This window comes from Hydrogenophaga sp. (genome assembly GCF_041633695.1).
Taxonomy (GTDB): Bacteria; Pseudomonadota; Gammaproteobacteria; order Burkholderiales; family Burkholderiaceae_C; genus Hydrogenophaga.
The window spans coordinates 1-11673 of the sequence record NZ_JBFJMY010000104.1 but is presented as its reverse complement, the minus strand read 5'-3'; the positions used below and the strand labels follow the sequence as shown (position 1 = coordinate 11673).

Genomic DNA, 11673 nt, shown 5'->3' with positions numbered 1-11673 from the left:
CGGGGCCGGCGCCTACATCTGCGGCGAAGAGTCGGCGCTGATCGAATCGGTGGAAGGCAAGCGCGGCTTGCCGCGCCTGAAGCCGCCCATCGTCGCCATGCACGGCGTGTTTGGCCGACCCACGCTGGCCCACAACCCGGAGACCCTGTGGTGGTTGCCCGAGATTCTGGCCCGGGGTGGGGCCTGGCTGGCGGAGCAGGGGCGCCATGGGCGCAGCGGCCTGCGGCGGTTCTCGGTGTCTGGGCGGGTGCAGCGTCCGGGTATGTACCTGGCTCCGGCGGGCATCACCCTGCGCGAGTTGGTGGACGAATACGCGGGCGGCATGGCCGTTGGTCACGCGCTCTACGGCTACCTGCCCGGCGGGGCTTCGGGCGGCATCCTGCCCGCGTCTTTGGCCGATGTGCCGTTGGATTTCGATACCCTGGCCGAGCACGGTTGTTTCATCGGTTCCATGGCGGTGGTGGTGCTGGGCGAACAAGACCGCATGCGCGACGCCGCGCTCAACCTGATGCAGTTCTTTGAGCACGAGTCCTGCGGCCAGTGCACGCCGTGCCGCGCCGGTACCGCCAAATCGGTGCAGTTGCTGCAGGCGCCGGTGTGGGACGCGCCGCTGCTGGCCGAGCTCTCGCAGGTGATGCGCGACGCTTCCATTTGTGGCCTGGGCCAGGCCGCGCCGAACCCGGTGGATTCGGTGCTGCGGTTTTTTGCACACGAGGTGAACGGCGCCGCCGCCGAGGAGCACGCACGATGAAATCCAACGACCTGCCCCACGACGCGGTGCCCATCGCCTTCACCCTCAACGGCCAGGCGGTGGAAGCCGCACCGGGCGAGAGCCTCCTGAAGGTGGCGCAGCGCCACGGCATCGAGGTGCCGCATCTGTGCCACATGGATGGCTTGCGCAGCCCCGGCAACTGCCGCGCCTGCGTGGTCGAGGTGGCGGGTGAGCGCGTGCTTGCGCCTTCGTGCTGCCGCGCACCCCAGGCCGACATGGTGGTGCACACCGACAGCCCACGCGCCGTGGCCGCGCAAAAGACCGTGCTGGAGCTGCTGCTGAGCGATGCGCACGACACCGCCGCGCTCAAACACGACAGCGAGCTGGCGCAGTGGGCGGCGTTCGCCGGTGCCGAGCCGGCCCGTTTCCCGGCCCGAGCGGCCGCCACGCACGACCTCAGCCACCCGGCCATGGCCGTCAACCTGGACGCCTGCATCCAGTGCACGCGCTGCATACGCGCTTGCCGCGAAACCCAGGGCAACGATGTGCTCGGCCTGGCCTTTCGGGGCGCACACGCGCAAATCGTGTTCGACCAGAACGACCCCATGGGCGAGAGCACCTGCGTGGCTTGCGGTGAATGCGTGCAGGCCTGTCCCACCGGCGCCATCGCACCAGCCAATGGCGCGTTTCAACAAGCTGCGCAAGAGCAGGTGCAATCGGTTTGCCCGTATTGCGGCGTGGGCTGCCAGATCACCTACAACGTGAGCGACGACACCATCCAGCACGTGGAAGGTGCCGACGGCCCAGCCAACGCGGGGCGCCTGTGCGTCAAAGGCCGTTTTGGCTTTGACTACGCGCACAGCCCGGACCGCCTCACCCGCCCGCTGATCCGCCGCGCCGGTGTGCCCAAGGAGCCGCACAAGGTCTTGCACCGCCTCACCCCCGAACAAGTGCACGAGCGCTTTCGCGAAGCGAGCTGGGACGAGGCGCTGGACGCCGCCGCCGCTGGTTTCCAGCGCGCACTCGCCGCCACGGCGCTGCGCGGCAAGCGCGGCCCGGTGGCGGGTTTTGGTTCGGCCAAAGGCACGAACGAAGAGGCCTATTTGTTCCAGAAGCTGGTGCGCACCGCCTTTGACACCCACAACGTGGACCACTGCACCCGCTTGTGCCACGCGTCGAGCGTGGCCGCGCTCATGGAAGGCCTGGGTTCGGCGGTGGTGACCAATCCGCTGCGCGACGTGCAGCACGCCGACTTCGTGCTGGTGATCGGCGCCAACCCGGCACAAAACCACCCAGTGGGCGCGACCTGGATCAAGAACGCGATCCGCCAAGGCACGCGCCTGGTGATGGCCGACCCGCGCCGCACCGAACTGGCGCGCCAGGCCTGGAAACACCTGGGCTTCACGCCCGGCAGCGACGTGGCCTTGCTCAACGCCATGCTGCACACCATCATTTTTGAAGGCCTGGCCAACACGGCTTACATCGAAGCCAACACCTTGGACTTTGCGCAGCTCAAAGCCCATGTGGCCGACTTCAGCCCCGAGGCCATGGCGCCGGTGTGCGGCATCGACGCACCCACCTTGCGCGAGGTGGCGCAGGCCTACGCCACCGCCGGCAACAGCATGATCTTCTGGGGCATGGGCATCAGCCAGCACACCCACGGCACCGACAACGCGCGCTGCCTGATCGCGCTGGCCCTGATCACCGGGCACGTGGGCCGCCCCGGCACCGGCCTGCACCCTTTGCGCGGCCAGAACAATGTGCAAGGCGCCAGCGACGCCGGGCTGATTCCCATGGTCTTGCCCGACTACCAGGGCGTGGCCGACCCGGCCGTGCGCGCCCGCACCGAAGCCGCCTGGGGCATGGCACCGGGCAGCCTGTCGGACGAGCCCGGCCTCACCGTGGTGGAAATCGTCAACGCCGCCCACGAAGGCCAGATCCGCGCCATGCTGATCCAGGGCGAGAACCCGGCCATGAGCGACCCCGACGCCAACCACGCCCGCGAAGCGCTGGCGCGCCTCGACCACCTGGTGGTGCAAGACATCTTTCTCACCGAAACCGCCGGCCTGGCCGACGTGATCCTGCCCGCCACCGCCTGGCCCGAAAAGACCGGCAGCGTGACCAACACCGACCGCTGTGTGCAACTCGGGCGCAAGGCGGTGTCGGCGCCCGGCGAGGCCCGTGCCGACGCCTGGATCACCGAACAGCTCGCGCGCCGCATGGGCCAGGCCTGGGACTACGGCGTGGCGGCCGACGGCTCGTCCAGCGCCGACGACACGCAGGGCGTGGGCGCGGTGTTCGAAGAAATGCGTTCGCTCATGCCCTCGATCGCGGGGCTGTCGTGGGCGCGTTTGCAAAACGAAGGCGCCGTCACCTATCCGGTCACGTCGGCCCAAGACCCCGGGCAACCGGTGGTGTTCCAAAACGGCTTTCCCACCGCCAGCGGCAAGGCCCGGCTGGTGCCCGCCGCGCACTTGGCACCCGCCGAATCGCCCGATGCCGAGTACCCGCTGGTGCTGATCACCGGGCGCCAGCTCGAACATTGGCACACCGGCAGCATGACGCGGCGCAGCCAGGTGTTGGATGCGGTGGAGCCCTCGGCGTTGCTCAGCCTGCACCCCGAAACCGCCGAGCGTTTGCGCCTGCACGCCGGCGCCGATGTGCTGGTGCGCTCGCGCCGGGGCGAGGTGCGCCTGCCGGTGCGGCTGGACGCGGGCATGCCGCGCGAGACCGTGTTCATTCCCTTCGCGTACGCGGAAGCGGCGGCGAACCTGCTGACCAACCCGGCCCTGGACCCGGTTGGCAAGATCGCCGAACTCAAGTACTGTGCAGTGAACGTGGTACCGGCTTGAAGCGGGGCCGCTGGAGCGGCAGGCGCGGGCCTTGATCTGGCGCAAGCAGGCGCTGGGGCTGTGTCGCCAAAATGAAAGCCGGGCGTTGCACGGGTCTGCGGATGAGCCGCAGGCGCGGGCACACCACGCAACAGGAGAAACGCCATGTTCAAGAAAATCCTTTTCCCCACCGACGGCTCGGAACTCGCCCACACGGCAGCGCTCACCGCCGTGCAACTGGCCAAGAGCCAGGGCGGCCAGATCGTGGGGCTGTATGTGATCGATCCCTTCCCCTACATCGGCATTGGCGACGCTTCGGTGGCGGGCTTGCAAACCTATTTGTCGCAGGCCAAGGCGGCGGCCGGTCAGGCCCTGGAAGCCCTGGCCAAGATCTGCAAGACCGAGGGCGTGCCCTTTGCCGGTGACACCATCGAGCGCAACGTGGTCTACGAAGGCGTGATCGAAACCGCCGAGGCCGAAGGCTGCGACCTGATCGTCATGGGCTCGCACGGGCGCCAGGGTGTCAAGGCCTTGATTCTGGGCAGCGTGGCGCAAAAGGTGCTCACCCATGCCAAGGTGCCGGTGCTGATCGTCAAATCCTGAACGTCCCCCCGCTGCCCCCGATGACCCCTCGGGGCGGCTCGGCGTCAAAGGCCTTGCAGCGCATGCGTGAGCGCGGGGCCAAAAGCCCGTATCAGCACCTGGATGCGCATGGTGTCGCGCAACTCCTGGTGGGTGAGCAGCCACAGCGGGGTGCGCAATGCCGGAATGGGATCGCTCAGCGCCTGCAGCTCGGGGCAGCTGTGCTCCAGAAACGTGGGCAGCAGGGCGATGCCCAACCCGGCGCGCACCATGGTCAAGGCCTGGCTGAAGCCGTCCACCCGCAGCACCACCGAGGCTTCCGGCACCTGGGTGCTGAGCCAGCGGTCGAACTTGAGTTCGCGCGCATCGCGCTCAAATCCGATCCAGCGCCGCTGCGGCAACCAGTCGGCCAGCGGGCGGCGCTGCGGTTTCAAACCGGGCCGTTTGAGACCGTAAATCCCGAAATCGACCAGACCCAGTTTGCGGCCCACCAGCCAGTCGGGCGCCTGGTCGCTCACGCGGATCGCCACATCGGCTTCGCGCCGGACCAGGCTGGTGTGCTCGCGTGAGGTCACCAGCTCGATGATGACCTCGGGAAAGGCGGTGCCGAACTGGCTCAGCACCGGCGCCAGCAGGTGGTCGATCACGATCCCGGCGGCGGTCACGCGCACCAGGCCGCTGGGCCGCATGTCTTGCCCCAGCACCTGCATTTCCGCCGTGCGCGCCAGCGGTTCGATACCCGTGGCCGCGTCCACCACCACGGTGCCCGCATCGGTGAGCGTGTAGCGGCCCCGCACACGTTCGAACAAGCGCGCCTTGAGCCGCGTCTCGATGGCTTCGAGCTTGCGCAACAAGGTCACATGCGACAAGGCCAGCGGCTCGCAGGCCTTGGCCACGCTCTTGTGGCGGGCCACTTCCAGCACGACCTGAAAGTCCGACCAGGCCAGCCGGGCGTGTACGGTCGTGCCCAGCGGGCCTGGCGCACGCGCCACACCGTCCTGGGTTTTGTCCTGGGTTTTGCTTTTCATTTTTGAAAATTCAAATGTAAATAAATGGATTTTACTTATCAATTGTGAGCATTTAACCTGGGTGTATCCATTCATCAACACAGGAGCCCACCATGGAACGCATCAGTCACTGGATGGCCTGGAGTGCGGTCGCGCTGATCGTGCTTTTCTGCGGCCTGAACTGGTCTGCGCTCAACGCGCCGACCTCGCTCAACCTGCTGGTGGCCGACGTGGACGCACCCATGGGTGTGGTGCTCGTCGCCCTCACCGGCGTGTTCGTGGTGCTGTTTCTGGTCGCCACGCTGTACAGCCGCATCGCCAACCTCATGGAGACGCGCAAGCTGCACAAAGAACTGCGGCACAAGCAAGAGGTGGCCGACAGTGCCGAGGCCTCTCGCCTGGAAGCCCTGCAGCACCTGATCACCAGCGAGTTTCGACAGCTCAACGAGCGCATCGGCAAGCTGGAGCGGGTGGTCAACGAACCCCTGGTGAAGCTGCCATGAGCGAAAAGCCACGCACCTTTCACGACCTGGGCAGTGTCAGCCTGCACGTGCTCGACGAGATGGGCCGGCGGGTGGAAGACATCGACACGGCCTACCGCGCCATCGCCGAAAAAATGGGCCGGCTTTATATGAAGGCCGACGAATCGGGCTTGAACGACATGACCGAATTGCTCGACCAGCCCATGCGCCACGCCTCCAACGACCAGCGCACATTCGCCGCGCTGTCCGACGAACTGCAGATGCGCCGCCAGGAGCGCCATTGAAACGCGCCATGGACATCCCGGGTCCGTCCACACCGATCTTGGACCGGCCTTCTACCGTCTCAATTTTTTAACCGGAGTACACGCACCATGAACTTTGCATCCAACCATCCCCGCCGCTGGCTAACCGCCTTGGCGGTGGTCTCTGTCCTGACCTTGAGCGCTTGCGCCAGCAAAGGCCAGCTGCCGGTGGGCGAAATGGCCGCGGCACGCGCGGCCATCACCCAAGCCGAAAGCGCGGGTGCCGCGCAGTCGTCTCCGGTGGAGCTGTTGGCCGCCCGCGACAAGCTGGTGCGCGCCGAAGCGGCGCTGCGCGAAGAGCGCTTCACTGCGGCCGCCCGCCTGGCCGAGAAGGCCACCGCCGATGCCGAGTTGGCCGAGCGCAAGGCACGCGCCAGCAAGGCGCAGGAAGCGGCATCGGAGCTGCAACGCGCCAACGACACGCTGGACGCCGAAATCCGCAAAGCCAAATAACCCAGCACTTGGTCCAGGCGAATTGCCTCCCCCCATTTGCGACCCAAGGAACCCATATGAACCGATTTCAACCGCGCCAGCTTCGACTGGCTCTGATCCCCGTGGTGGCCGCACTGGCCGTGGCCTGTGCCTCCGTGCCCGCATCCAACCCCATGCTGAGCGAGGCGCGGGCCTTGTACCAGCAGGCCGCCAACGACGCCAGCGTGGCGCGCAGCGCGCCGCTGGAGCTCAGCCGGGCGCAAGCTTCGTTGCAGAAAGCCGAGTCGGCGCTCAAGGCCGGTGAAGACGTGGATCTGGTCGAGCACCACGCCTACCTGGCACGCCAGCAAGCCGCCGTGGCCATGCAGGCCGGGCAGATCGCCCGCTCGCAGGCAACGGTGTCTGGCGCTCGTGCCCAGCGCGACCGCATTCTGATGGACTCGCGCAGCCGCGAAGCCCAGGTGCAGGCCCTGGCCGCCGAAAAGTCCCGCGCCGAAGCCGAGATGGCCATGAAGCGCGCCCAGGACGCCAGCAAGCTGGCCGAAGAACGCCTGGCCGCTGCCGAGGCCGCCAAAGCCAAGAACAGCTCGCTGCAAGCCCAGCTGGCCGAGCTGCAAGCCAAACAGACCGACCGCGGCATGGTGCTCACCCTGGGTGATGTGTTGTTCGATACCGGCCGTGCGCAGCTCAAGCCGGGCGCCATGCGCACCATCGATCGCCTGGCCACGTTCATGCGCGACAACCCCGAGCGCACCGTGGCGGTGGAAGGCTATACCGACTCGGTGGGCGGCGAGGCTTACAACCAGCAGCTGTCTCAGCGCCGGGCCGAAGCGGTGCAGACCGCACTGACCGGTCGGGGCATTGCATCCAACCGCGTCAACACCACCGGCTTTGGTGAAGCCAGCCCGGTGGCGAGCAACAACACCGCCGAAGGCCGCCAGCGCAACCGCCGCGTCGAAGTGGTGATCTCCGGCACCCAGTAAGCGCAGCGCCCACGGGTGCGCGCCCAACCGCCATCGGCTCCCGCCGGCGGCGGTTTTTTCGCGTTGGCCGCCGCTGGACCGCTGATCGCGCTTTTGCCGCCACCTATCCCGCCCCTGTAGAAAGACGTAACGGGGCCGGGGTTGTATCTCAACACCTGGTTACATGCCGTGGTGGGGGGCGCGCCATGCCTTCTACATTGCGTCTCCATGAGCTGTCGCACATATCCATCAAAAGCAGGTATTCCCTCGTCCATCGGGCGGCGCTGCCGCGCCGGTCTTGGGTGGCTGGGTTTGTCCTTGTCGCTGGCGCTGGTCGCTTGTGGCGGCGGGTCGAGCGGCGGGGGTGGTGGAGGCGCGGTGGCGCCCACGCCGTCGACCGAAACCATTGGCGGCAACCTGCCCGATGCACCCACTTCCAGCCGAGACGCGGTGCGCCTCGCCGACCAGGCCAGCTTCGGCCCCACCGAAAGCCTGGTGGCCAGCATCCAGGCGCAGGGTGCGGCCAAGTGGATCTCGGGCCAGATGGCCTTGAGCAACTCGCGCTACAGCCGGGGTGGCGACGGCGCTGTGCACCAGTACACCGGCAGTGGTGAGTTCTGCAATGGCCGGGGCGACCAATGCTGGCGCGACTGGTCTTCGTCCACGCCCCTGGTCTGGGACTTTTACCGCAACGCGGTGGGCCAGCCCGACCAGCTGCGCCAACGGGTGGCGCTGGCCTTGCAGCAGATCGTGGTGGTGTCCAACCTGGAGGTGGACGGCACCTACGGCTTGCGCAACTACCACAACGCCTTGCTGGACCAGGCCTTCGGCAACTACCGCGAGGTGCTGCGCAAAGTGGCGCTGTCGCCGGTGATGGGCGACTACTTGAACAACGCCAACAACGACAAAAGCGCGCCGAACGAAAACTTTGCGCGCGAACTGCTGCAGCTGTTCGCCATCGGCACCTGCGAGCTCAATGGCGACGGCACGCTCAAAGGCGGTGACTGTGTGGCCACTTACGACAACGCCAAGGTGCGCGAGTACGCCTATGCCCTGACCGGCTGGACCTACCCCGCTGGTGGTGCCACCCCTTGGGGTTGCTGGCCGACCGGCACCAACTGCCGTTACTACGGTGGCGACATGGTGGCCGTGGCCGCGTTCCACGACACACAGGCGCGCAGCCTGCTCTCGGGCGTCAGCCTGGCCAGTGGGCACACCGCGCCTGCGGCACTGGACAAAGTGCTTGATAGCGTGATGGCGCACCCCAATGCCGCGCCCTTCGTCGGGCGCCAGCTGATCCAGCATCTGGTCAGCAGCAACCCCTCGCCCGCCTATGTGCAGCGGGTGGCCAACGCTTTCACCAGCGGGCGCTTCCAGGGTTTTGGCACCGGTGAGCGCGGCGACATGAAGGCCACGGTGGCCGCCATCTTGCTCGACGCGGAAGCCCGCAGCACCGCGCCCACGGCCAGCGCCGGACGTCTGCGCGAACCCATCCAATTGTTCGCCGGTGTGCTGCGCGCGCTCAATGGCCGCACCGATGGCGATGCCCTGGGCTGGTGGTGGGGTGAGAACCTGCGCCAGCACGTGTTCCGCCCACCTTCGGTGTTCAACTTCTACCCGCCCAATTACCCGGTGGCCGGCACGGCACTGGTGGGGCCGGCGTTTGGCATCCACAACGCCAACACCGCCTTGCAACGCATCAACTACGTCAACTACCTGGTGTTCTGGAACGGCAGCGCGCCCAGCAGCAATGTGCCGGCCGCGCTGGGCACCCGGGTCGATCTCTCGGCCTTCCTGCCCGATGCGGGCGATCCGGCCAAATTGACGGACCGGTTCGCGATGCTGGCGCTGGGCGAGCCCTTGCCGGCCAAGACCCGCACCCAGGTGGTCAACGCGGTGGCGGCGTTCACGCAACAAAACAGCGGCAACGACTATTTGAAATACCGGGTCCAGCAAGCCGCTTACCTGGTGTTCGCTTCGCCGCAATACCAATTGATCCGCTGAGGACGCCATGAGCCACCACACCAACCCCCTCCTGGCGCTGAACCGGCGCCGCTGGCTGCAGTTCACCGGCACCACCTTGGCAGGCGCCCTGGGCGCCACCGGCCTGTCGGCCTTGTTGCCTGCCGCACCGGCACAGGCCCAGAGCGCTTACAAGGCCTTGGTTTGTGTGTTTTTGTACGGCGGCAACGACGGCATGAACACCGTGGTGCCGACCGATCTCACGCGCCACAACCAATACGCCGGTGTGCGCGGCGAACTGGCCTTGCCACGCAGCAGCCTGGTTGGTCTGAGCGGCACCGATTTGGGTTTGCATCCGGCCATGGCCGCGCTCTCGTCGGCCTGGTCCGAGGGCAGTCTGGCGCCGGTGCTCAACGTAGGGCCGCTGTATGCGCCCATGAGCAAAAGCGAATACCGCAACGCAGCCGCAGGCTCCAGCCTGATTCCCGATAGCCTGTTCTCGCACGCCGACCAGCAGGTGCTCTGGGAGGCGGCCAGCACCGATGCGCTGGAGCGCACCGGCTGGGGCGGGCGCGCCGCCGCCACGCTGGGCACCACCAATCCGGTCATTTCGCTGGGCGGCAGCGGCCGTTTTGGCTTGTCCGCCTACCAACCCCCCTTGGTGCTGCCCGAACCGGGCGCCACCTTTGGCCTGGAGGGTTTGACGGACACCAGTTGGGCGCCCGTGGCGGCGCGCAAGACCGCGCTGGAAGCCATGTACGCCGACGCGCAAGCCAATACCTTGCTCAACACCTACGGGCAGCAACAGCGCGACGCCTTCGCGGTGGCCACGCGCCTGGGCGATCTGGTCAAGGTACAACCGGGGTCTACCGGAAGCTCGGCCGCGATCAACAACGCCTTTGCGCCCATCACCGCCGACGGGAAGATCAGCACCGGCATCGGCAAGCAGCTCTACCAGGTGGCCAAGCTGGTCGAAGGCCGGGCCGTGGTGCAGGGCGACCGCCAGATCTTTTTTGCCCAGCAGGGCGGCTACGACACCCACGGCGATCAGATAGCGAGCACCAATCTTGTGGGCGCCCATGCGGGTTTGCTGAAAGCCCTGGCCGATGCCATGGCCTGCTTTCACAACGCCATGAAAGCCATTGGCCAGGACCAGGGCGTGACCCTGTTCACCCAGAGCGATTTTGGCCGCACCTTCAAGCCCAACAGCAGCAAGGGGACCGACCACGCCTGGGGCAACCACCACCTGGTGCTGGGCGGTGCGGTGAAGGGCAATGCCACCTACGGCACTTACCCCGAACTGGTGCTCGGTGGCGCCAACGACGTGGGAGTGGACAGCTGGGAGCGGCATGGCCGCTGGATACCGGCGGTGGGCGTGGACCAGTACGCCGCCACGCTCTTGTCCTGGCTGGGCGCCAGCAGCGGCCAGTTGGCCACGGTGCTGCCCAATCTCAAGAACTTCAGCCAGAAAAACCTGGGCTTTGTTTGACGAGGGTGCGCCGCAGCGCGCGCTCTACCCGTTCTCTCTAGGGCCTGTTCACACTATTTTTTCGCACCTGGAAAAATAGTGTGAACAGGCCCTAATCTCTACGCGTCCGAATCAGCGCCGGAATTTGCCGCTGATCCCGATGATGGACAAATCGGCGAAGTCCAGCCCGGTGTGGTCGGTCGGCGAGTAGCTCACGTCCAGGCCGCCGAGATCGTACTTGTTGATGCTCTCCAGCGCCTGGATGATGGCTTCCCGGCTGGGCTTGGGACCTGCGCGGCGCAGGCCTTCCACCAATACTTTGGCGGCTGCAAAACCTTCCAGCATGGCGGGGCTGATGTCGGGCAGCTTGCGCGCCTTGGCCATGTCTTTTGCCTCCTTCACAAAAGGGAAGGCGATCGAGCGTTCATAGGGGTACACCTGGGTCACGATCACGCCGCGGCTGTTGTCGCCCAGGCCGGTGATGAAGCCGCTCGATGCGTTGTTGGACAAGGTCACGATCTGCGCCGACGAGCCTGCCGCGCGCAAGGCTTTCACGCCCTCGGAGACCGCTGTGCCCGAGGCAATCCACAACACCGACTGGGCATTGGCCTTGACCAGCTCGGGGACGATCTGGGTGTAGTCGGGCTTGGACCGATCGGCCGCGAGGATCGCAGCCGGTTGGAGTTTGGCCTTGGTGAATCCGTTTTGCGCGCCCTCCAGCGCGTCTTTTCCGAAGGAGTCGTCGGCGTGCACGATGGCGATGCGGGTGATCCCGACCGACGCCAGGTAGCTGACCGCCATTTCGGCTTCTCTTTGGTAGGTCGCTCGCACATTGAAGACCGACCTATGTACCGGCGTGTGCATGACCATGGCGCCGGTAGATGGGCCGACCAAGGCCACCCCGGCTTTTTCGAGCAAAGGAAAGAGCGCCTG

Annotated in this window: 11 protein-coding genes; 9 read left to right on the top strand and 2 right to left on the bottom strand. The window is 66.6% G+C overall.

Translation table 11 applies throughout. The features are described from left to right. The 3 genes from ABYB95_RS08750 to ABYB95_RS08740 form a co-directional block, all read left to right on the top strand. A partial coding sequence (locus ABYB95_RS08750) for an NADH-ubiquinone oxidoreductase-F iron-sulfur binding region domain-containing protein (RefSeq protein WP_372658084.1) occupies positions 1-751 on the top strand: 751 nt, incomplete at its 5' end. Then, positions 748-3564 carry a formate dehydrogenase subunit alpha gene (fdhF, locus tag ABYB95_RS08745; RefSeq protein ID WP_372658083.1) on the top strand — a complete coding sequence of 939 codons (2817 nt, stop codon included), beginning with the start codon at positions 748-750 and terminating at the stop codon, positions 3562-3564. The genes ABYB95_RS08750 and fdhF, both read left to right, overlap by 4 nt. 144 nt (positions 3565-3708) lie before the next feature. Next, complete coding sequence (locus ABYB95_RS08740; protein WP_372658082.1) at positions 3709-4146, top strand: universal stress protein; 438 nt, start codon at positions 3709-3711, stop codon at positions 4144-4146. Positions 4147-4190: 44 nt separating this feature from the next. Here the strand turns inward: ABYB95_RS08740 and ABYB95_RS08735 are convergent, their stop codons facing one another. Beyond that, the gene (locus ABYB95_RS08735; protein ID WP_372658081.1) at positions 4191-5153 is read right to left on the bottom strand and encodes a LysR family transcriptional regulator; all 963 of its coding nucleotides are present in this window, start codon (positions 5151-5153) and stop codon (positions 4191-4193) included. Positions 5154-5245: 92 nt separating this feature from the next. On the opposite strand from ABYB95_RS08735, the gene ABYB95_RS08730 reads away from it, so the two are divergent. From ABYB95_RS08730 to ABYB95_RS08705, 6 genes are all read left to right on the top strand, one after another. Continuing rightward, entirely contained in the window at positions 5246-5635 is a 390-nt protein-coding gene (locus ABYB95_RS08730; RefSeq protein WP_372658080.1) for a LapA family protein, read from the top strand. Continuing rightward, positions 5632-5898, top strand: coding sequence for a hypothetical protein (locus ABYB95_RS08725; RefSeq protein ID WP_372658079.1), 267 nt, complete (start codon positions 5632-5634; stop codon positions 5896-5898). The genes ABYB95_RS08730 and ABYB95_RS08725 overlap by 4 nt, the downstream gene beginning before the upstream one ends. Before the next feature lie 87 nt (positions 5899-5985). Further along, positions 5986-6369: a DUF4398 domain-containing protein gene (locus tag ABYB95_RS08720; protein ID WP_372658078.1), complete on the top strand. Its 384-nt coding sequence runs from the start codon at positions 5986-5988 to the stop codon at positions 6367-6369. Positions 6370-6425: 56 nt separating this feature from the next. Continuing rightward, positions 6426-7331: an OmpA family protein gene (locus ABYB95_RS08715; protein WP_372658077.1), complete on the top strand. Its 906-nt coding sequence runs from the start codon at positions 6426-6428 to the stop codon at positions 7329-7331. Positions 7332-7538: 207 nt separating this feature from the next. After that, positions 7539-9314 (top strand): DUF1800 family protein, encoded by a 1776-nt coding sequence (locus ABYB95_RS08710; protein WP_372658076.1) that lies wholly within the window; start codon positions 7539-7541, stop codon positions 9312-9314. Positions 9315-9321: 7 nt separating this feature from the next. After that, a complete protein-coding gene (locus tag ABYB95_RS08705; protein WP_372658075.1) occupies positions 9322-10761 on the top strand; it encodes a DUF1501 domain-containing protein in 1440 nt (479 codons plus the stop codon). A gap of 111 nt (positions 10762-10872) precedes the next feature. Here the strand turns inward: ABYB95_RS08705 and ABYB95_RS08700 are convergent. Beyond that, a partial coding sequence (locus tag ABYB95_RS08700; RefSeq protein WP_372658074.1) for an ABC transporter substrate-binding protein occupies positions 10873-11673 on the bottom strand: 801 nt, incomplete at its 5' end.

Bases quoted from the DNA above. Each gene is read 5' to 3' on its own strand.
- fdhF (WP_372658083.1), top strand. From the start codon at position 748: ATGAAATCCAACGACCTGCCCCACGACGCGGTGCCCATCGCCTTCACC.
- ABYB95_RS08740 (WP_372658082.1), top strand. From the start codon at position 3,709: ATGTTCAAGAAAATCCTTTTCCCCACCGACGGCTCGGAACTCGCCCAC.
- ABYB95_RS08735 (WP_372658081.1), bottom strand. From the start codon at position 5,153: ATGAAAAGCAAAACCCAGGACAAAACCCAGGACGGTGTGGCGCGTGCG.
- ABYB95_RS08730 (WP_372658080.1), top strand. From the start codon at position 5,246: ATGGAACGCATCAGTCACTGGATGGCCTGGAGTGCGGTCGCGCTGATC.
- ABYB95_RS08725 (WP_372658079.1), top strand. From the start codon at position 5,632: ATGAGCGAAAAGCCACGCACCTTTCACGACCTGGGCAGTGTCAGCCTG.
- ABYB95_RS08720 (WP_372658078.1), top strand. From the start codon at position 5,986: ATGAACTTTGCATCCAACCATCCCCGCCGCTGGCTAACCGCCTTGGCG.
- ABYB95_RS08715 (WP_372658077.1), top strand. From the start codon at position 6,426: ATGAACCGATTTCAACCGCGCCAGCTTCGACTGGCTCTGATCCCCGTG.
- ABYB95_RS08710 (WP_372658076.1), top strand. From the start codon at position 7,539: ATGAGCTGTCGCACATATCCATCAAAAGCAGGTATTCCCTCGTCCATC.
- ABYB95_RS08705 (WP_372658075.1), top strand. From the start codon at position 9,322: ATGAGCCACCACACCAACCCCCTCCTGGCGCTGAACCGGCGCCGCTGG.